Source organism: Nocardiopsis sp. N85 (assembly GCF_028882275.1).
Lineage (GTDB): Bacteria > Actinomycetota > Actinomycetes > Streptosporangiales > Streptosporangiaceae > Nocardiopsis > Nocardiopsis lambiniae.
Map to the genome: position 1 here is coordinate 71,754 of NZ_JARBUT010000020.1, position 20,473 is coordinate 92,226.

The window sequence follows — 20,473 nt, forward strand, 5'->3', positions numbered from 1 at the left end:
GGTCCGCGCGTTCGGACACGGACGGTCGTCGTCACCGCCTACCCTGGGCGGGTGTCCGAAACACTGTTCGACGACGCCGGGGCCGAGGCCGCCAGGGGACAGGAGCCGCTCGCCGTGCGCATGCGGCCGCGCACCCTCGACGAGGTCATGGGCCAACGCCACCTCCTGGGCTCGGGCAGTCCGCTGCGCCGCCTGGTCGAGGACGACGCGCCCATGTCCGTGTTCCTGTGGGGTCCGCCGGGGACCGGCAAGACCACCCTGGCCACCGTGGTCAGCAAGGCCACCAGGCGTCGCTTCGTGGAACTGTCCGCGGTCAACGCCGGGGTCAAGGACGTGCGCGCGGTCATCGAGGAGGCCCGCCGGCGCATGGGCATGAACGGCACCCGCACCCTGCTGTTCGTCGACGAGGTCCACCGCTTCAACAAGACCCAGCAGGACGCCCTGCTGCCCGCGGTGGAGAACCGGTGGGTCAGCTTCATCGGCGCCACCACCGAGAACCCCTTCTTCTCCGTGGTCGGCCCGCTGCTGTCCCGCTCCCTGCTGCTGACCCTGGAATCCCTGGACGACGCCGACGTGCGTGTCCTGCTGTCGCGCGCGCTGACCGACGAACGCGGACTGGACGGGCGCTACACGCTCACCGACGAGGCCGCCGACCACCTGGTGCGGCTGGCCGGCGGCGACGGCCGGCGCTCCCTCACCTACCTGGAGGCCGGCGCCCTCGTGGCCGGGCCGCCCGCCGCCGAACCGGTGGAGATCACCGCCGAGCACGTCGAGAGCGCCGTGGACCGCCACGCCGTGCGCTACGACCGCTCCGGAGACCAGCACTACGACGTCGTCAGCGCGTTCATCAAGAGCATGCGCGGCAGTGACCCCGACGCGGCCCTGCACTACCTGGCCCGCATGATCGAGGCGGGGGAGGATCCCCGGTTCATCGCTCGCCGCATCGTCGTGCACGCCAGCGAGGACGTCGGCATGGCCGACCCCACCGCGCTCCAGACGGCCGTGGCCGCCGCACAGGCGGTCGAACTCATCGGCATGCCGGAGGCGCGCATCAACCTCGCCCAGGCGGTGATCCACATCAGCCTGGCGCCCAAGTCCAACGCCGTCATCACCGCCATCGACGCCGCCATGGCCGACGTGCGCAAGGGCAACGCCGGGCCGGTCCCCTCCCACCTGCGGGACGGCCACTACAAGGGCGCCGCCGACCTCGGCCACGGCAAGGGCTACCGCTACGCCCACGACTACCCGGGCGGGGTCGCGCCCCAGACGCACGCGCCCGAGGGCCTCACCGACCGCGAGTACTACCGGCCGACCGAACACGGCGCCGAACGCCGCATCTCCGAGGTCCTGCGACGCATCAAGGGCGTTCTGCGCGGCGGGTGACCCCCCACCGCGCGAGGCGTCCCCAGGCGGCTCGCGCGCCCACGGGGTTCCGAGGGCCGGCGGAGGAGGCGACTCCGAAGAACAGGGCCGCCGGCCGCCCGTGAAGGGCGACGGGCGGCACCCGCGGAACACGCCTCAATCGGTGAACAACTCCGTGATCCCTACGATCTCCCGGGGTCCGTCGCCCTCGGGCTCCTCGTCGGAGAAGGTGACCTCGACGATCACCACCGGTCCCCAGGACAGGTAGTCGATGAAGTCGCGGCCGGTCAGCTCCCAGGTGCCGCGCCCCTCCTCGTCCAGGAAGACGTGTTCCGGAGCGGCGCAGAACTTCGCGCACAACACCTCGGCCTCGGGGGAGATGACCGCGTCGTCGGCCTCCCCCGCCTCCTCCCACTGCTCGGCCCACTCCTGGTGGGTGGGCACGCCCTGGCCGCGTTCGGGTTCGTCGTCACGGTCCACGGGCGTGTAGACCCACGGGCCCTCCAGGACCTCCTCCTGCTCGGCCGGGTCGAACCGCACCACCAGGGTCCGGGGCTCCTCCGGGGAGGGGCTCGCGGCGGGCTCCTCATCCACGGCGTCGGAGACCAGCGCCTCGTCGTCCGAGGGGCCCACCAGTCGGGAGACCCCCCACACGCCCGCGCCGACCAGGACCACCGCGAGCGCGCCCGCGCCCACCATGATCGGTTTCCGCAGCGATCGCTCCCGGGGTGCGCGCCCCTCCAGCCGGATCACCCTGGGCACCCGCTGGGCCGGTTCGACCGCGCTCCACTCGCGTTCCAGCAGGGCGGCCAGCCGATCGCGGTCGGGTACCTCGGCGTCCTCGCGGCCGTTCTCCCGCTGCCAGACCGCGATGACCGCGCCGATCACCTCCCGCAGGCTCGGCCGTGCCTCCGGATCGGGGTCCAGGGCCCGTTTCACCACCGGCACCAGCCCCTTGACCAGGCCGGTCAGGTTGTGGTCGCCGCTCTCGGCCCGCCGGGCGATCTCCTCCGGCTCACCCGGACCGAAGGGCAGCCGCCCGGTACCGGCGAACGCGATGACGGCGCCCCAGGCGAAGACGTCGGCGGCGGGGGAGGCCTCCGCCCCGCGGAAGCGTTCGGGGCTCATCCAGGTGACGCCCGGACCGTTCGGGTCCACCTCGGAGACCGCGCAGTCCATGATGTGCGGCCCGTGCGATTCGAGCAGCACCTTCTCCGGGTTCAGCGACCCGTGCGCCACGCCCCGACCGTGCAGCGCCGAGAGGCCGTCCGCCAGCCCCACGGCCAGCGCGATGAGCTTTCCGGTGCCCACCCCGCCCCGTTTGGTCACGTAGTGGGACAGCCGCTCGCCCTCCATGTAGGGCATCGACAGCCACGGTCGCTCGGACCGCCCGTCGAAGGTCGTCGGCACCACCACGCGCGTCGGATCCACCCGGGTCAGGGCGGTCAACCGCCGCACGAGCGCCTCGCGGTCCGGACCGGGGTCGCGCAGGACCTTCACGGCGATGAGCCGATCGTTCGCGGTGGGGGAGGAGGCGTCCACCGCGGCGTAGACCGTCCCGGTGGCCCCCTGCCCCAACCGCCCGAGGACGAGATAGGGGCCTATCCGTGTCGGGTCGTCCGGATACAGCGGAGGAAGGTGCTCCGGTACCAGTACGGAGATCTCTCGGGGAGAACGAGGGCTCATGGGTGTCCTGTCGCGATGCTTCTGAAAGCCGGCGGGTGGTGGAGTGTCCGGACATCGTAGTGAAGATCCCGCTCCACGGTCATTCTCCCCGAGGAGAGGGAGGACGTCGACGACCTCGTCCCGCACCGGCCATGTCCACCGGGTGTGTCGGCGAGGCCTACGCGCGCCCGTCGGCCCGACGCGATATGGTCGGCCGGAACCCGTCCCCCACGGTACGCCCGAACCCCGGCACGCCGACGGGGCGGCCCGGCCCTCGACGTTCCCGGCGCACGCGCGCGAGAGGCCGAGGCGCGTACAACCCTCGAAGTGACCCCTATCCGCCTTACGGAGCCCGCATGCTTACCGGAGGAGAGGTCGCCGCGCTCGTCGCCGCGGTGGTCTGGGCGGTGCTCGCCACGTTCATGTGCGTGGCGCTCGTCAAACTGATCAAGCTCATCAACGCCGCGACGGCGGTGGTCTCGGAACTGGGCGATCGCACCCCGCCCCTGATGGACGACGTCGTCGCCACGGTCGAACGCGCCAACACCTCGCTGGAGCGCGTCGAGGAGATCACCGCCAACGCCCAGGCCACGAGCGAGGACGTGGCCACCATGACCGCGCTGACCCGTTCGGTGGTCACCGGCCCCCTCGTGAAGGTGGCGTCGTTGTCCTACGGGGTCCGCCGGGTCCTCGGACAGCGGCGCGCCCTGGCGGTCGTGCGCGGTCGCCGCCGGAGGGGATCGCGATGATCGGCCGACTGTTCTACCTCGCGGCCGGCGCGGCCCTGGGCGGTTACGCGGTGCACCGCGTCCACCGGGCCCGCCGCGCGCTCACCCCCGGCGGGATCGCCGAGCGCGTCGAGGGCCGGGTCGGCGAGTACCGGGGCGCCCTGCGCGAACTCAACGAGGACCTGGCCGACGCCGTCCGCGAACAGGAGGAGGAACTCCTGCGGGCCTACGCTCCCCGACGGGGACGGGCCCTACCGCCCGGTGCGCGGCGCGAACTCCCCGAGGACTGAACCGGGCCGGGTGGAGCCACGGCGTGTCCCGCACCGGGACGTCCCGTGACCCTCCGGGAACCCTCCGTGGGGCGTGGCGCGGGGACCGGGCACCACGCGAAGGCCTGACACGGACCCCCGCGGCATCCCGGTCCCGGCCGCCCGCCGCGGTCCGACCCGACGGCGCCCCGCGCCCGCCGCACGCGCCCGAGTGTCCACGGGTACCCGCCCCGACGCCCGACCGCACGCCGGGCACGGTCATCGCCGTCCGGGTGCCGATGTCCATCGGCGCCGTGGTGGGCCTGCCGCCCGCCGTCGTCCTCACCCTCGCCCTCGGGGGCGAGAGCCCCCTCGCCCTCCTCCCGGGCCCGGGGTCTTCGGCACCCACGGCGGCGGCTCCCCGGCGCGGGTTCCCCGCGCCGGGCCCCACCCCCGGCGTCCGATCGCTCGCGGGGCGCCGTACGCCGATGACCCGGCGAGGGCCCCGCGAACCCGGCGTTTCCCGGTGGCCGACGACGATAGCCTTGGAACAACCGGGGCCCCGGCGTTGTCCTGAACAGGGCGGGGCCCGCACCGGCCGCGCCCCTCGGGCCGCGGCCGCGGAGGAAATCGCACGCATCCGCGTGGTCGTCCCCCCTACCATTGGGCGACCGAACGACCACGCGCAACCAGATCCCGGGCCGGGACCGGCCCGCCGAGGGCGGCGGAGCCGAGCACAGGAGGGCATCAATGGAGACGGCAGAGATCGCGCGCCGCTTCCTCAGTTTCTTCGAGAAGAACGGACACACCGTGGTGCCCTCGGCGAGCCTCATCGCCGAAGACCCCACGCTGCTGCTGGTGCCCGCAGGCATGGTCCCCTTCAAGCCCTATTTCCTGGGCCAGCGCACCCCGCCCCACGACACCGCCACCAGTGTCCAGAAGTGCATCCGCACCAAGGACATCGAGGAGGTGGGCAAGACCTCCCGGCACGCCACCTTCTTCCAGATGCTCGGCAACTTCTCCTTCGGGGCCTACTTCAAGGAGCAGGCGATCCCGCTGGCGTGGGAACTCGTCACCACCCCCGTCGAGGACGGCGGCTTCGGCATCGACCCGGAGAGGCTGTGGGTGACCGTCTACCTCGACGACGACGAGGCCGAGGCGATCTGGCGCGACGAGGTGGGCGTGCGCCCCGAGCGCATCCAGCGCATGGGGATGGAGGAGAACTACTGGTCGATGGGCGTCCCCGGACCCTGCGGCCCCTGCTCCGAGATCTTCTACGACCGCGGTCCCGAGTACGGCGCCGAGGGCGGTCCCGAGGCGGACGAGAACCGCTACATCGAGATCTGGAACCTCGTCTTCATGCAGTACGAGCGGGGCGAGGGCGGCGACAAGTCCGGCTTCCCGATCCTCGGTGAGCTGCCCAAGAAGAACATCGACACCGGAATGGGGCTGGAGCGCCTCGCGGCGGTCCTCCAAGGCGTCGACAACATCTACGAGACCGACATCATCGGCCGTGTCCTGCACCGCGCCGCCGACCTCGCCGGCGTCCGCTACGGAGAGGACCACGAGCGGGACGTCCTGCTGCGCGTGGTCGCCGACCACGTGCGCAGCGCCGTCATGCTGGTCGGCGACGGCGTCAAGCCCGGCAACGAGAAGGCCGGCTACGTCCTGCGCCGCATCCTGCGCCGCTCCATCCGCAACATGCGCCTGCTCTCGGGCACCGAGACCGCGTTCATGCACGAACTCACCGCGGTCAGCATCGACGCGATGAAGGACATCTACCCGGACCTGCTCGACAAGGCCGACGTCGTCCACGGTGTCATCGACACCGAGGAGAAGAACTTCGCCGACACCCTGCGCGCGGGCACCACCCTGTTCACCCGGGCGGCCGAGCGCACCCGGCACGCCGGCGGCACCGTCTTCTCCGGCTCCGACGCCTTCCAGCTCCACGACACCTACGGCTTCCCCATCGACCTCACCCTGGAGATGGCGGCCGAGCAGGGGCTGAGCGTCGACGAGTCGGCCTTCCGCGAGCTCATGCAGAAGCAGAAGAACACCGCGAAGGCCGACGCCAAGGCCAAGAAGCTCGGCAACGCCGACATCTCCCTGTACGCGCGACTGCTGGAGGGCGCCGGCACCACCGACTTCCTCGGCTACACCGACGCCGCGAGCGAGTCGCACGTCAAGGGCATCGTGGTCGGCGGGATCTCCTCTCCCGTCGCGCGCCAGGGCGAGAAGGTCGAGATCGTCCTGGACCGCACCCCGTTCTACGCCGAGAGCGGCGGGCAGCTGGCCGACACCGGCACGCTCACCGTCGACGGTCGGGCGATCGTGGACGTCGAGGACGTCCAGAAGCCCCTGCCGGGCCTGTTCGTCCACCGGGGCACCGTCCGCGCCGGCGAGGTCACCGTGGACGACACCGTGCACGCCGCGATCGACACCGGCCGTCGCCACGCCATCGAGCGCTCCCACTCGGCGACCCACCTCATCCACTCCGCGCTGCGCAACGCGCTGGGCCCGTCGGCGGGCCAGGCCGGCTCGGAGAACAGCCCCGGCAGGCTGCGCTTCGACTTCACCGCCGACAACGCGCTGGGCGAGTCCCGTCTGTCCGAGGTCGAGGAGGAGGTCAACACCGTCCTGGCCGGCGACATCGCGGTGCGCACCGAGGAGAAGAGCCTCGACGACGCGCTCAAGATGGGCGCCCTGGCCATGTTCGGCGAGAAGTACGGCGACCGCGTCCGCGTCGTGGAGATGAGCGAGTACTCCGTCGAGCTCTGCGGCGGCACCCACGTGCCCTCCACCGCGCGACTGGGCATCGTCAAGCTCCTGGGCGAGTCCTCCATCGGCTCGGGCGTGCGCCGGGTGGAGGCGGCGGTCGGTGTGGACGCCTTCAAGCGCCTCTCCAAGGAGTCGGCGCTGGTCGGTCGGCTCTCCGAGCAGCTCAAGACCCCGCGCGAGGAACTGCCCGAGCGCATCGACTCCATGGTCTCCCGGCTGCGCGCCGCGGAGAAGGAGATCGAGAAGCTGCGCGCCGCCCAGGTCCTCCAGGCCGCCGGCTCCATCGCGGAGAAGGCCCGGCGGCACGGTCCGGCCCTGGTCGTGGCGGAGACCGCCCCGGAGGGCACGGGCGGCGACGAGCTGCGCGCCCTGGTGGCCGACGTGCGCGGCCGCCTCGGTGAGAGCGAGCCCGTCGTCGTGGCGATGACCGCCGTTCCCAAGGACCGTCCGGTCGTGGTGATCGCGGTCAACAAGGCGGCGCAGAAGGCCGGCGTCAAGGCCGGCGACCTCGTGGGCGTCGCGGCCCGCGCGCTCGGCGGCGGTGGCGGGGGCAAGCCCGACATCGCCCAGGGCGGCGGTAGCGACGTCACGAAGATCGACGAGGCCCTGCGGGCCGTCGAAGCGCGCGTCGCGGGGGCCTGAGGCCGCGAGGGGCGTGAGGACGCCCACGGGGTCCCGGAGGCCCGCGGACGAGGCGTCTTCGAGGAGAGGGCACGTCGGCCGCGGGTCACCCCCTTCGAGGGCGGCCTCGCGTCTGACGGCGTGCCACGGCGGAGCAGGGGTTCGGCCCGGACCGGCGCACCGGGGCGGCGACCATCACACGGTCGCCGTCCCGGCGTGGTCTTCGCAACACGGACGTGGGAACGCGCCCGATCGCACAACGATGGGTAACATCACGACCTGTGATGATCGGGACGAAGACGGTCGTTCTGTGCGTCCTTCGCGGTGCGATGGGCGCGCTCGGCCGCTCTGTGAGGGGATCCGGGTGACCTACACTCGGACTCGACGCCCATGACCACCCCTGGACCCGGCCGCCGACGGACCGAACCGGTCCGGGTCGTGTCACGGCGACCGCTATCGGTGACCGAGGCTGCGTACGGTCATCGAATCGGGCATACTGTGGCGCGTCACAGCCGATCACACGGCTGTCTGCGCGGAGTTCCCGCGATCCACCTGATGAACAGGACCACCGTGTCGAGGATTTCCCCATCGCGGTGCCGTGCCCGTAACGGGACGGCCCGTTCGTGCCGCGTCCCCGGAACAGGGGAGCGCTCCTCGTGAGGAACGGTGTGCGTCTGGCCGTCGACCCGGGCAACGCCCGCATCGGCGTGGCCGTCAGCGACCCCTCCGGTCTCCTCGCCAGCCCCCTGGAGACCGTCCCGCGCGGCAAGGGCGACAGGAACCGGATCGCCCTGCTGGTACTGGAGAGGGAGGCACGTGAGGTCATCGTGGGTTACCCTGCCTCTCTGTCAGGCGAGGAGGGGCCGGCCGCCCGGTCGGCCCGGGAGTTCGCGACGGCGCTGGCCGGACTCCTGCACCCCGTCCCCGTCCGCTTGGTCGACGAACGCCTCACCACGGTGACCGCACAGGGACATCTGCTCTCCGGAGCCTCCTTCAGCAAGAAGGGCGCCAAGGGCGGTCGCGCCCGTCGAACGGTCATCGACCAGGCGGCGGCCACCGTCCTCCTACAGAGCGCTTTGGACCAGGAACGGTCGACAGGCCGGCCCCCGGGCGAGATCGTCCGCTCCAGCCAGGGAGAATCATGAACGACAGGGATGACTACTCCGACAATCCCTATCGTGGACGTACCGGCCGCGACAGCGGACGCGATCACGACCCGCTCGGTGAACCGACACCTCCGCCCTCGCGCGGCCGTCGGGCCCGCTCCGAGGGTCCCTCATGGCCGGAGGAGCCGGGCACGCCCGGGCCTCGGAGCACCGGACCCTCCTCGGGCGAGTTCCGCACCCCCCGCTACGCCCCCCGTCCCGACCAGGAGTACGACCCGCTGGATCCGCAACCCCCCGCCGGTCGAGGCCGCCCGCAGCCGCCCGCCGAACCCGACCCCGGTTCCTCGCGCCGCCGCGGCGCCGCCGACGCGCTGCGCGGTGGCCGCGCCGCGCGCTCCGGCGCCGGACGACCGCAGGACACCGGGGCCCTTCCGGGCGGGCGCCCCGGCGGCCCGGAGAGCGCGCCGCCCTCCGAGGACCCCACCCAGGACGCCCTGGCGGCCCTGGCCGGCCTCGGCTCTCCCGTCGGCTCCGCGCCCGCTCCCGACCCCGTCGCGGAGGAGCCGCCGCGTCGCCGCCGTCGGCGCTCCGAACCCGAACCCGAACCCGAACCGACGCCTCCGGTCGAGGACGCACCGCGCGGTGGTCGTCGGAGCCGTCGCGCCGCCGCGGAGGAGGAGGCGCCCCCGGCCCGTCGGGGACGCGGCCGTTGGGGCCGTGGCCGCAGGGACGAGGAGCCCATCGGTGGTTTCCTCGACGATCTTCCGGAGGAGGACGGCGCGTTCGACTCGGGTTCGTTCCCGGGTGTGAACTCCTCAGCCGACACCGGTGCGTTCGCCGCCGTGAACGTGGACGAGGGGCGTTCGCGCCCCCGTCGCGCCCGCGACGAGGCCGGCCCGATCCCCGAGGACGAGGACTTCGCGCCCACGTCCCGCCGAGGCCGCCGTCACCGCGGCGCCCCCGAGGAGGAGGCCCCCGCGCCCGCGCCCGCCGACGAACCGACCGGCTCTCGGACGGGTCGCCGACGCCGCGGCCAGGTGGACGAGCCGCCCGCCGACACCGGCGCCTTCATCACCGACGAGGAGCCCCGGGGCCGGCGCGCCCGCCGTGGTCGCCGCGAGCCCGAGCCCATCGGTGGTTTCGCCGACGATCTTCCGGAGGAGGACGGCGCGTTCGACTCGGGTTCGTTCCCGGGTGTGAACTCCTCAGCCGACACCGGTGCGTTCGCCGCCGTGAACGTGGACGAGGGGCGTTCGCGCCCCCGTCGCGCCCGCGACGAGGAGGACGTGACACGGGAGGAACCGCGGGACCGCCGTTCCCGGCGTCGGCGCGGTGCCCCCGTCGCCCCCGACCCGGTGGAGGGGTTCGACCCGGAGGACGACCCCGAGGCCGAACCCGAGGAGGAACCCACCGGTCGCCGTGGCCGTGGCCGCGGCCGCCGCGGTGAGGGTCCGCGTCGGGGCCGCAGGCGCGGACGGCGTGACCGTGAGCCGGAGGAGGACGCGCGGGAGCCCGCCGAGGCCGACGACCAGGGCGACCACGACGACTACGAGGAACCGGCCCTCGCCGACATCGCCGCCGCCTACGGCGGCGACCGCAGCAGCCGCAAGAAGGCCAAGGAGCTCAAGCGCGCCCGGCTCGCCCAACAGCAGCGCACCCCCGGCGGACGACGGGCCAAACGGCGCGGCAAGGGCATGGTGATCCTGCTCTGCCTCGCCCTCATCGCCGTCGTCGGCGGCGGCGGGTTCTTCGTGATGCGCACCTACGTCTTCCCCCCGGACTTCTCCGGTGAGGGCTCCGGCGAGGTCGTCTACGTCATCGAGGAGAACCAGAGCGGACTCAGCGTCGGTCAGGGACTGACCGAACTGGGCGTCGTCGCCAGCCCGCGCGCGTTCACCAACGCCCTGGAAGGCCTGGACGAGGAGCAGAGAGGCACCGGTCTGGTCCCGGGAAGCTACTCCCTGGCCCTGGGCATGAGCGCGGAGAACGCGGTTCTCGCCCTGCTGGACCCGGAGAACCGCCTCGGCGGCAGGGTCACGATCAAGGAGGGCAAACGCAACGACCAGGTCGCCGAAGAGCTCTCCCTCGCCACGGGCGTGCCGCAGGAGGAACTCATGGAGGCGCTCTCCCGCACCGACGAACTCGGCCTGCCCGAGTACGCGGTGGAGGGCCCGGCCGGATACCTGTTCCCCGAGACCTACCGGTTCGACCCAGAGACCGACGCCCTGACGATGATCAAGGCCATGGTCTCCCAGTTCAACAGCGTCGCCGAGGAGATGGAGCTGGTGGAGCGCTCCGAGGCGGCGGGCCACGACCCCAACGAGATCATGGCGATGGCGTCGATCATCCAGGCCGAGAGCGGCGGCGAGGACGACATGCCCAAGGTCTCCCGGGTGATCTACAACCGCCTCGACATCGAGATGAACCTCGGTATGGACAGCACCTGCTTCTACGCCATCGGCACGTACGGCATCGCGCTGACCAACGACCAGCTGGAGCTGTGCCGCCAGGACACCAGCGGCTTCGACACCTACTTCAAGAAGGGCCTGCCCCCGGGACCGTTCGTCGCCCCCGGCCGGGACGCCATCGAGGCCGCACTGGAGCCGGCCGAGGGTCCGTGGCTGTACTTCGTGACCACCGACCCGGAGAACGGCGTCACCAAGTTCACCGACAACGAGGCCGAGTTCCAGCTGCTCAAGGAGGAGTTCGAGGCGAACTACGGCGGAGGCTCCTCGGGAGACGGCGAATAGTGCGCGCCGCCGTCCTGGGCTCCCCGGTCGCCCACTCGCTCTCACCGATCCTGCACACCGCCGCCTACGCGGCGATGGGGCTGGACACCTGGTCCTACGGCCTGCACGAGTGCGACGAGGAGGGGCTGGCCCCCTTCCTCGCCGGACTCGACGACGGGTGGGCGGGCCTGTCCCTGACCATGCCGCTCAAGCGGCGGGCCCTGGACCTGGCAGACCGGGCCGCCGACCTGGCCGTCCAGGTCGGCGGGGCCAACACCCTGGTGCGCGGGGACCACGGCTGGGACGCCCACAACACCGACGTCGAGGGCATCGTCAGGGCCCTCACCGAGGCGGGCGTCGACGCCCCGCGCAGCGCCGTCGTCCTAGGTGCGGGGGCCACCGCGGCCTCCGTGCTGGCCGCGCTGCGCGGACTCGGGGTGCGCGCGCCGGTCACGGTGCTGGCCCGGGACACCGCCCGTGCCGGCGCGGTCGTCGGTGCGGCCGGTCGCCTCGGGCATCCGGTGGAGGTGGCCCCGTTCGCCGAACTCGACCGCCACCTCGACGTCGACCTCATCGTCTCGTCGTTGCCCTCGGGCGCGGCCGACGGGTCGGCCGACCTCCTGGCCAAGAGCCGGGCCGACCTGTTCGACGTGGTCTACGCCCCCTGGCCCACCCGCGCCGCCGGCGCGGTCGAGGGGCGCGGTGGCCGGGTCGTGGGGGGTTTCCCGATGCTGCTGCATCAGGCGGTCGCCCAGGTCCGACTGATGACGGGGGAAGCGGAGGTCCCGGTGGCGGCGATGCGCGCCGCGGGCGAGGCCGAACTCGCCCGACGCGCGTCCCCCTGACCGGTGTGTGCCCGGTCGCTCGGCCGGGCTGGTAACATGGGATATCGACTTGATCCGGTGTGCCTGTCACACTGGAACCGCAAGCGGAGATGATCCTCCCACCCGTCGGGTTCCGCCCGTACGGGTCCACGAGTCGGCCCGGTCCGAATGCGATCGTGATCGGGCGTCGTGTACGACGCCCGTCGCCGCGCACGGATCCGTGTGCCGTCCATCGGATCGACCCCGCTTGCACACGCTGGCGGGGTTTTCGCTGTCATAGGAGAATCCCGAAGCGGTCGGCCCAACCGCCGGAGACGGGCGGGCCGATCCAACAGGCCGCCCATCAGGGGCGGTCGGTCCCAGGTAATCCGAGAAAGCTAGGGAGGGGTCTCATCAGCGCCGAGCCCCGCATCAATGACCGCATCCGGGTGCCCGAGGTCCGTCTGGTCGGACCCAACGGTGAGCAGGTCGGAATCGTCTCCGTGCAGGACGCCCTGCGTCTGGCCCAGGAGTCGGACCTCGACCTCGTCGAGGTCGCACCGACCGCGCGCCCGCCGGTCGCCAAGCTGATGGACTACGGCAAGTTCAAGTACGAGTCAGCGGTCAAGGCCCGCGAAGCCCGTAAGAACCAGTCGAACACGATCATCAAGGAGATCAAGCTCCGCCCGAAGATCGACCCGCACGACTACGAGACCAAAAAGGGTCACGTGGTGCGGTTCCTCAAGAGCGGGGACAAGGTCAAGGTGACGATCATGTTCCGTGGCCGTGAGCAGTCCCGTCCGGAGCTGGGTCGTCGCCTGCTGGCGCGGCTCGCCCAGGACGTCCAGGACCTTGGCACGGTGGAGTCACAGCCCAAGCAGGACGGCCGCAACATGGTCATGGTGATCGGCCCGCACAAGCGGCGGTCCGAGCACAAGGCCGAGGCCCGCGCGGCCGCGGCGGGGGACAAGACCCGCCGCGAACAGTCCGACGAAGAGGCTTAGCGGCTTCGGGGAAGTCCCCCACCGCCCGGCCACCGGAAGGGACCGGGTGGTGGGGCGGGCTGTGCGCGAACACCCGGACGCGTCGCTGCCGGCGCCCAGGGATCCCGCCATAGCGGCGGAAGAACCGTGTCGACCGCGTCCGCGCGGACACGACACGCCGACGGAGTAGGAGACGACGGCGACATGCCGAAGAACAAGACCCACAGTGGGGCCAAGGACCGCTTCAAGGTCACCGGCTCTGGCAAGATCATGCGTCGCCGTGCCAACAAGAACCACATCCTTGAGCACAAGACCTCCAAGCGCAAGCGCAAGCTGAGCAACGAGGCCGTGCTCGCCCCCGCGGACGCGAAGTTCATCAAGAAGCTTCTCGGTAAGTAGTCCGCGGAATCTTCCCCTCCCGCCGGAAGCGCCCACGCGCCCCATCGGTGCGATGACGGCCGCCGGGCGGGATCAATCAGAAGCGAACACGGTCGCCGGGCTCCTCTGAGCCGGGCCGGCCGGCGCGCTCGACGCGCCGGAACACACAAGAGGGAGTCACAGTGGCACGCGTGAAGCGGGCTCTCAACGCCAAGAAGAAGCGCAAGGTCGTTCTCGACCGGGCGAGCGGCTACCGCGGTCAGCGTTCGCGCCTGTACCGCAAGGCCAAGGAGCAGATGCTCCACTCGATGACCTACGCCTACCGCGACCGCAAGGACCGCAAGGGCCAGTTCCGTCGTCTGTGGATCCAGCGCATCAACGCGGCCTCCCGCGCCAACGGCCTCACCTACAACCGTTTCATGCAGGGCCTGAAGCTGGCCGGCATCGAGGTCGACCGTCGCATGCTGGCCGAGCTGGCCGTCAACGACGCGGCCGCCTTCGCGAGCCTGGTGGAGACCGCCAAGAAGGCGCTCCCCACCGAGGCCGCGGCCTGATCGGATCCGGGTAGAGCGATGGCGAGCCACGAGTTCACGAGTGTCCGGTCACCCAGGATCAAGGGGGTTCGGCGGCTCGCCAAGCGCACCTTCCGCCAGCGCGAGCGGCGCTTCCTCGCAGAAGGGCCGCAGGCCGTGCGAGAGGCACTGGCCGCCGTCGGCGGAGAGGGGCGGTCCCCCTACGGCGGGACCGCCCCCGGTGTCGTCGAGGTGTACGCCACGACCGAGGCCATACAACGGCACCTGGACCTGATGGACGCGGCCCAGTCGGTCGACGTCCCGGTCCACCGGGTCAGCCTCGACGTCATGACGGAGCTGGCCCAGACCGTCACCCCGCAGGGCGTCATCGCCGTCTGCGAGTTCGTCGACGTCCCCCTGGAGAAGGTCGGCGACGTCCGACTGGCGGCGGTCCTCTCCCACGTCCGCGACCCCGGTAACGCCGGCACGGTGCTGCGCACCGCCGACGCGGCCGGCGCCGACGTGGTCATCTTCACCGACGCCTCGGTGGACCCCTACAACGGCAAGTGCGTGCGGGCCTCCGCCGGAAGCCTGTTCCACCTGCCGATCGTGGTGGGCGTCCCGGTGGCGCGCGCCGTCGACTTCCTGCGCGAGCGCGGCGCCCGGGTGTGGGCCGCCGATGGCGGTGGCACCCGTGACCTGCACGAGGTCGCCGACGGCGGCGATCTGGACGGCCCGGTCGCCTGGGTGTTCGGCAACGAGGCCTGGGGCCTGCCGGAGGAGACCGTCCGATTGACGGACGGCGCCGTCAGCGTCCCCATCTACGGCGGGGCCGAAAGCCTGAATCTGGCCACGGCCGCGGCCGTGTGCCTGTACACCACGGCCCGCCAACAACGGCGTTCCTGAGGCGAACCGCGGCGGAAGGCGTCACCGACGCGACCCGAGCATTGGCAAATGCACGTGCACGAGGTCCGAGTGCCGATAGGGTCTGAGCGGGATCACGGTGGCGACGCGCGCGTGCGCGACCACCATCCGGCCCGCCCGGGTCACGGGTGGACCCCGGCCTCCGCCCGCCGCCTCCCGGTGGGTCCGGTGGCGGGCGTCCGGTCCGTACCCCCACCTCTCCAGGGCCGGAGAGATCCCTGTTCATGAGGCGTACCGGGTGGACGTGCAGGGTAGATCTGCGGTGGTGGTAGCGGGTGCCGGCGCCATCGGTCGACGGTCCTCGGCGCAGAGGCCCTGCGTCCGCGGATCCATAAGGGGAGCGGGGAGAGTCGTGGGCAGCGGCCGGCAGGTGGATCACCCGGTGGAGGGCGGAGGGACCGCGCACCCTTCCGACACCCCGCCGGACGACGGCACCGGAGGCGACCGGAACCCCGCACCCCTGTGGGACGTCGACGGGGCCGTGTCCGGGTACGCGCCCCTGCACGTCGACGATCTGCCCGACGGCGTCGTGGTCGCCGACGCGCGCGGTCGCGTCGTCCTCTACAACGCCCAGGCCGTCCAACTCACCGGCGTCGAGGCCACCGCCGCCCTGGGCCGTGACTTCCGGATGGTCCTGCCCCTGGTCGGCGCCGACGGCAACGACTGGTGGGAGGCCAGCGACCCCTACGGCGGCGATCGCGGCCGCACCCGCCAGACCGAGCGGGCCCTCTACCTCCCCGACGACCGGGAGATCCTCGTCGCCGCCCGCTACGTGCGCGCCCGCCCCGGCGGGGACCTCGTCCGCCTGGTGATCACGCTGCGCGACGCCTCCACCCGTGCCGAACGCAGCCGCGCCGACCTCGTCTCGGAGGTCGCCCACGAACTGCGCTCCCCCCTGACCAGCGTCAAGGGCTTCACCTCCACGCTGCTCACCAAGTGGGAACGGCTCACCGACAAGCAGAAGCTGTTCATGCTGGAGACGGTCAACGCCGACGCAGACCGGGTGACCCGGCTCATCCACGACCTCCTCGACGTCTCCCGCATCGAATCCGGCCGTATCGAGGTGCGCCGCCAGGTCGTCGACGTCACCGAGGTGGTGCGCCGGGTCGTCGCCGGCCGCATCGCCGCGGGGGAGTCCGAGGAGCGCTTCCGCGTCGAGACCCGCGAAGGCCTCCCCCAGATGTGGCTGGACCCCGACAAGATCGAACAGATCCTCTCCAACCTCGTCGAAAACGGGGTGCGGCACGGCGCTGGTACTGTCAGTATCGTGATCGAGCCGTGTGAGGGAGGAGCAGCGGTGTCGGTGCGCGATGAAGGCCAGGGCATAGCGCCCGAGACCATTCCGCGCGTCTTCCGCCAGTTCTGGCGCAGCAAGCGTCGGAGCGGGACCGGCCTCGGGCTGTTCATCGTCAAGGGCCTCGTCGAGGCCCACGGCGGCACGATCACCGTCGGACGCGCCCCCAGCGGCGGCGCCGAGTTCCGATTTACCATGCCCGCCGGGACGCCCGAGTTCGTCTGAGTCCTTCAGACCCTCCACGTCCCCGGTGGGCTTCACGGTGTGCGCGGGCCAGGCGAGTGGATCCGCCCGTGCACGCCCGACATCCGCCTGAGCCTTCCCTGTCGGCCTCGTCCGCCCCACGGCGGACCGTGACCACCGCGCGTCCCCTTCCTGCACGGGTACGTGACGGTGAGGTGACCAACCATGTCTGCACCGAACAATTCCTTCGACCCGGTCGAGGTGACCCCCCTTCACCCCGATGAGGTCGCCCGCATGCGCGAGGAGGCGTTGGCCGCCATCGCCGCCGCCACCGACCTCGCCGAACTCAAAGAGGTCCGGCTCGCCCACGCCTCCGACCGCTCCCCGCTGGCCTTGGCCAACCGGGAGATCGGGGCGCTTCCCCCGGCCGCCAAGGCCGAGGCGGGCAAGCGCGTCGGCGGCGCCCGCCGCGACGTCGGCCAGGCCCTCAAGGAGCGTCAGGCCGTTCTGGAGGCCGAGCGCGACGAGCGCGTCCTGGTCGAGGAACGGGTCGACGTCACCCTGCCCTGGGACCGCGCGCCGCGCGGCGCCCGCCACCCGCTGACCACCGTCGCCGAGCGCATGGCCGACGTGTTCGTCGGCATGGGCTTCGAGATCGCGGAAGGGCCCGAGGTCGAGGCGGAGTGGTTCAACTTCGACGCCCTCAACTTCCAGCCCGACCACCCGGCCCGCACCATGCAGGACACCTTCTTCGTCGAAGGACCCGACGGTGGTGCCTCCGGCCTGGTCATGCGCACCCACACCTCACCGGTGCAGGTCCGCGCGCTGCTCTCGCGCGAACTGCCCGTCTACGTGGTCGCGCCCGGCAAGACCTTCCGCACCGACGAACTCGACGCCACCCACAGCCCGGTCTTCCACCAGTTGGAGGGCCTGGTCGTGGACGAGGGCATCACGCTGGCGCACCTGCGCGGCGCCATCGACGCCTTCGTCGAGTCCATGTTCGGCGCCGGCCTGCGGACCCGCTTCCGCGCCTCCTACTTCCCCTTCACCGAGCCGTCGGCCGAGGTGGACATGGAGTGCTTCGTGTGCCGCGGCGCGTCGGTGGGAGACCCCGACGCCCCGTGCCGCACCTGCTCCAGCGAGGGCTGGATCGAGATCGGCGGCTGCGGCGTGGTCAACCCCCGCGTGCTCGTCGCCGCCGGGGTCGACCCCGAGGTGTACAGCGGCTGGGCCTTCGGCCTGGGGATCGAACGGACACTGATGTTCGCGCACGGTGTGCGCGACATGCACGACATGGTCGAGGGTGACATCCGGTTCACCTCGGCGTTCGGGAGTGAGAACTGATGCGCGTCCCCCTTTCCTGGCTGCGGGAGTACGTCGACCTGCCGGCCGACGTCACCGCGCGCGACCTCGCCTCCCGCCTGACCCTGGCCGGGCTGGAGGTCGAGACCGTCGAGACCCTCGGATCGGACCTGACCGGCCCCATCGTCTACGGGCGGGTCCTGGAGATCGAGGAGCTCACCGACTTCAAGAAACCCATCCGCTACTGCCGGGTGGACGTCGGGTCGGCCAACGGCACGGGTGAACCCCAGCGGATCATCTGCGGCGCACGCAACTTCTCCGCGGGCGACCTGGTCGTCGTCTCCCTGCCCGGCGCCGAACTGCCCGGCGGTTTCACGATCGGCTCCCGCAAGACCTACGGCAGGATGTCCGAGGGCATGATCTGCTCGGCCACCGAGCTGGGGCTGTGGGAGGACCACACCGGCATCGTCATCCTCCCCGAGGGCTTCGGCGAGGTCGGCGAGGACGCCATCGGTCCGCTCGGGCTGCGTGAGGACGTCCTCGACATCGCCGTCACCCCCGACCGGGGTTACGCGCTGTCGATCCGCGGCGTGGCCCGCGACACCGCGGCCCTGTACGGCGTCGCCTTCCACGACCCGGCCGGCGTCGCCGTGGCCGCCCCCGCCGGCGAGGGCCACCCGGCCGCCATCGCCGACGCCTCCCTGTGCGACCGCCTCGTGCTGCGCGGGGTCACCGGCTTCGACCCCGACGCGGCCGGCCCGCTGTGGATGAAGCGTCGCCTGCACCAGAGCGGGGTGCGCCCCGTCTCCCTGGCCGTCGACGTCACCAACTACGTGATGCTCGAACTCGGCCAGCCGCTGCACGCCTGGGACCGCGATCACCTCACCGGTACCGTGACCGTGCGCGCCGCCGAGGCGGGCGAGAAGCTGGAGACCCTGGACCACGTCCAGCGCTCCCTGGACACCGACGACATCGTCATCGCCGACGGGTCCGGAGCCCAGGCGATCGCCGGCGTCATGGGCGGTGTGGACACCGAGATCGGGCTCACCTCCAGCGAGGTCCTCATCGAGGCGGCCCACTTCGACGCGATGCGCATCGCCCGCGCCTCACGCCGCCACCAGCTCTCCTCGGAGGCCTCTCGGCGTTTCGAGCGCGGCGTGGACGCCGACCTGCAACTCGCCGCCGCGACTCGCGCCGTCGAACTGCTCGCCGAACTGGGCGGGGCCACCGTCGAAGGCGCCTACACCCACCTGGACCGGGTCGCCCCGCGCGCCCCGATCACGGTGAAGGCCGCGCACGCCGCCGCCGTCTCGGGCGTCGACTACCCCGCGGGCACCAGCGAGAGGTGGCTGGAGACCGTCGGCTGCGAGGTCGTCGTCGACGGGGACGACCTGAAGGTCACCCCGCCCTCGTGGCGCCCCGACCTGACCGACCCCAACGACCTGGCCGAAGAGGTCATCCGCTTCGAGGGCTACGAGAACATCCCCTCGATCCGGCCCCGCGGCTCCGGTCGCGGACTCACCTCGGGTCAGCGGCTGCGTCGCGCCGTCGGCCGGGCCCTGGCCGACGCCGGGTACAACGAGGTGCTGTCCTACCCGTTCACCGGTGAGCGGGACCTCGACGGACTCCAACTGTCCGACGACGACGCCCGCCGGGGAGCCCTGCGCCTGGCCAACCCGCTCAACGACGAGGAGCCGCTGCTGCGGACCACGTTGCTGCCGGGTCTGTTCAAGGCGTTGACCCGCAACGTGGGCCGCGGCTTCACCGACGTCGCCCTGTTCGAGACGGGCCTGGTGTACCGGCCTCGGCCGGGCGCCGGCCGCGCCCCCCTGCCGCCGGTGGACCGGGTCCCGAGCGCCGAGGAACTCGCGCTCATCGACGCCGCCCTGCCCGAACAGCCGCGTCGTGTCGGCGTCGTCATCACCGGTGACGCCGAGCGCGCCGGCTGGTGGGGCGGGGGCCGCGCGGCCACCTGGGCCGACGCGATCCGGGCCGCCCGAGAGGTCGCCCGTGTCGCCGGTGTCGACCTGGAGGTCGAGGCCGACGCCCACGCCCCCTGGCACCCCGGCCGCTGCGCCGCGCTGTACGTGCGGGTGGCGGGGGAGCGCCTGCTCGTCGGCCACGCCGGTGAACTGCACCCGCGCACCGTCAAGGCGTTCGGGATGCCCGAGCGCACGGTGGCGATGGAGCTGGACCTGGACCGCATCGAGCGGGCCCGCACACCGGTCGTCGCCCCCGAGGTCTCCACCTACCCGGTGGCCACCCAGGACGTCGCCCTGGTCGTCGACGAGACGGTCCCGGTCGGCGCCATCCGCGACGCGCTGGTCGAGGGCGCCGGCGACCTGGTGGAGAGCGTGCGCCTGTTCGACGTCTACACCGGAGAGCAGGTGGGCGAGGGACGCAGGTCGGTGGCCTTCACCCTGCGCTTCCGGGCCGGCGACCGCACCCTGACCGCGGAGGAGGCGAGCGCCGCCCGCGACGCCGCCGTGGCCGTGGCCGCCGAGCGCACCGGCGCCGCGCTGCGCGCCTGACGCCTTCGACGCGCATCGGGGCCGCCCCCACCGGGGCGGCCCCTTCGTGTTGCGCGGTGATGAACGTCCCGAGGCGAAACGACACGCGAACAGGGGTCTGTCGAGAATTTTTTTCGGGAGTGTCATCCCTGGCCGGTAGGGGTTTTCGAGGGCACGACCCGGGGTGGCCGGAATGACGTCCACATTTCGGGGCATGAAAGTTCGTTTCGTCCCTTGCTGTGGGCGGCCTCCCGCGCTTAGCCTGCAAGCACCCGCCTCTCCTAGGGCGCCCAGAGGCGGGGACCGCAGCATTTCCGGCAGCGCGTCGTTCCTTGTTCGCGCACGTC

Annotated in this window: 15 protein-coding genes; 14 read left to right on the forward strand and 1 reads right to left on the reverse strand. The window is 72.1% G+C overall.

What is annotated here, in order from left to right; translation table 11 throughout:
* The first annotated feature begins 51 nt into the window (after nucleotides 1-51).
* Nucleotides 52-1,383: a replication-associated recombination protein A gene (locus PWG71_RS23175; RefSeq protein ID WP_274812056.1), complete on the forward strand. Its 1,332-nt coding sequence runs from the start codon at nucleotides 52-54 to the stop codon at nucleotides 1,381-1,383.
* A 135-nt stretch (nucleotides 1,384-1,518) separates the two neighbouring features.
* Here PWG71_RS23175 and PWG71_RS23180 read toward each other — a convergent pair whose 3' ends face one another.
* Complete coding sequence (locus tag PWG71_RS23180) at nucleotides 1,519-3,048, reverse strand: serine/threonine protein kinase (protein WP_274812057.1); 1,530 nt, start codon at nucleotides 3,046-3,048, stop codon at nucleotides 1,519-1,521.
* Nucleotides 3,049-3,383: 335 nt separating this feature from the next.
* Here PWG71_RS23180 and PWG71_RS23185 point away from each other — a divergent pair, with 335 nt between their 5' ends.
* The 13 genes from PWG71_RS23185 (at nucleotide 3,384) to pheT (ending at nucleotide 20,147) form a co-directional block, all read left to right on the forward strand.
* Entirely contained in the window at nucleotides 3,384-3,776 is a 393-nt protein-coding gene (locus tag PWG71_RS23185) for a DUF948 domain-containing protein (protein WP_274812058.1), read from the forward strand.
* The gene (locus tag PWG71_RS23190) at nucleotides 3,773-4,045 is read left to right on the forward strand and encodes a hypothetical protein (RefSeq protein WP_274812060.1); all 273 of its coding nucleotides are present in this window, start codon (nucleotides 3,773-3,775) and stop codon (nucleotides 4,043-4,045) included. The genes PWG71_RS23185 and PWG71_RS23190 overlap by 4 nt, the downstream gene beginning before the upstream one ends.
* Nucleotides 4,046-4,753: 708 nt before the next feature.
* Entirely contained in the window at nucleotides 4,754-7,423 is a 2,670-nt protein-coding gene (gene alaS / locus PWG71_RS23195; RefSeq protein ID WP_274812061.1) for an alanine--tRNA ligase, read from the forward strand.
* A gap of 635 nt (nucleotides 7,424-8,058) precedes the next feature.
* Nucleotides 8,059-8,547, forward strand: a complete 489-nt coding sequence (gene ruvX, locus PWG71_RS23200; RefSeq protein ID WP_274812062.1) for a Holliday junction resolvase RuvX — start codon at nucleotides 8,059-8,061, stop codon at nucleotides 8,545-8,547.
* Nucleotides 8,544-11,258: an endolytic transglycosylase MltG gene (mltG, locus tag PWG71_RS23205; RefSeq protein ID WP_274812063.1), complete on the forward strand. Its 2,715-nt coding sequence runs from the start codon at nucleotides 8,544-8,546 to the stop codon at nucleotides 11,256-11,258. The genes ruvX and mltG overlap by 4 nt, the downstream gene beginning before the upstream one ends.
* Nucleotides 11,258-12,082: a shikimate dehydrogenase gene (locus tag PWG71_RS23210; RefSeq protein WP_274812065.1), complete on the forward strand. Its 825-nt coding sequence runs from the start codon at nucleotides 11,258-11,260 to the stop codon at nucleotides 12,080-12,082. The genes mltG and PWG71_RS23210 overlap by 1 nt, the downstream gene beginning before the upstream one ends.
* A gap of 389 nt (nucleotides 12,083-12,471) precedes the next feature.
* Entirely contained in the window at nucleotides 12,472-13,044 is a 573-nt protein-coding gene (infC, locus tag PWG71_RS23215; protein ID WP_311511566.1) for a translation initiation factor IF-3, read from the forward strand.
* 183 nt (nucleotides 13,045-13,227) lie between these two features.
* Nucleotides 13,228-13,422, forward strand: a complete 195-nt coding sequence (rpmI, locus tag PWG71_RS23220) for a 50S ribosomal protein L35 (protein WP_073384074.1) — start codon at nucleotides 13,228-13,230, stop codon at nucleotides 13,420-13,422.
* A gap of 161 nt (nucleotides 13,423-13,583) precedes the next feature.
* Complete coding sequence (gene rplT / locus PWG71_RS23225; RefSeq protein ID WP_274812066.1) at nucleotides 13,584-13,955, forward strand: 50S ribosomal protein L20; 372 nt, start codon at nucleotides 13,584-13,586, stop codon at nucleotides 13,953-13,955.
* Between the two features lie 18 nt (nucleotides 13,956-13,973).
* Nucleotides 13,974-14,819: a TrmH family RNA methyltransferase gene (locus PWG71_RS23230; protein ID WP_274812067.1), complete on the forward strand. Its 846-nt coding sequence runs from the start codon at nucleotides 13,974-13,976 to the stop codon at nucleotides 14,817-14,819.
* 370 nt (nucleotides 14,820-15,189) lie between these two features.
* Nucleotides 15,190-16,356 carry an ATP-binding protein gene (locus PWG71_RS23235; RefSeq protein WP_446725084.1) on the forward strand — a complete coding sequence of 389 codons (1,167 nt, stop codon included), beginning with the start codon at nucleotides 15,190-15,192 and terminating at the stop codon, nucleotides 16,354-16,356.
* 183 nt (nucleotides 16,357-16,539) lie between these two features.
* Nucleotides 16,540-17,658, forward strand: a complete 1,119-nt coding sequence (gene pheS / locus PWG71_RS23240) for a phenylalanine--tRNA ligase subunit alpha (protein ID WP_274812068.1) — start codon at nucleotides 16,540-16,542, stop codon at nucleotides 17,656-17,658.
* On the forward strand, nucleotides 17,658-20,147 hold the full coding sequence (gene pheT, locus PWG71_RS23245) for a phenylalanine--tRNA ligase subunit beta (protein ID WP_274812069.1): 2,490 nt from the start codon (nucleotides 17,658-17,660) through the stop codon (nucleotides 20,145-20,147). Before pheS ends, pheT begins: the two co-directional genes overlap by 1 nt.
* The last annotated feature ends 326 nt before the right edge of the window (nucleotides 20,148-20,473 follow it).

Excerpts from the sequence above, each read along its gene's own strand:
- rpmI (WP_073384074.1), top strand. The coding sequence starts at position 13,228 with ATGCCGAAGAACAAGACCCACAGTGGGGCCAAGGACCGCTTCAAGGTC.
- PWG71_RS23185 (WP_274812058.1), top strand. The coding sequence starts at position 3,384 with ATGCTTACCGGAGGAGAGGTCGCCGCGCTCGTCGCCGCGGTGGTCTGG.
- pheT (WP_274812069.1), top strand. The coding sequence starts at position 17,658 with ATGCGCGTCCCCCTTTCCTGGCTGCGGGAGTACGTCGACCTGCCGGCC.
- PWG71_RS23190 (WP_274812060.1), top strand. The coding sequence starts at position 3,773 with ATGATCGGCCGACTGTTCTACCTCGCGGCCGGCGCGGCCCTGGGCGGT.
- pheS (WP_274812068.1), top strand. The coding sequence starts at position 16,540 with ATGTCTGCACCGAACAATTCCTTCGACCCGGTCGAGGTGACCCCCCTT.
- mltG (WP_274812063.1), top strand. The coding sequence starts at position 8,544 with ATGAACGACAGGGATGACTACTCCGACAATCCCTATCGTGGACGTACC.
- PWG71_RS23230 (WP_274812067.1), top strand. The coding sequence starts at position 13,974 with ATGGCGAGCCACGAGTTCACGAGTGTCCGGTCACCCAGGATCAAGGGG.
- alaS (WP_274812061.1), top strand. The coding sequence starts at position 4,754 with ATGGAGACGGCAGAGATCGCGCGCCGCTTCCTCAGTTTCTTCGAGAAG.
- PWG71_RS23180 (WP_274812057.1), bottom strand. The coding sequence starts at position 3,048 with ATGAGCCCTCGTTCTCCCCGAGAGATCTCCGTACTGGTACCGGAGCAC.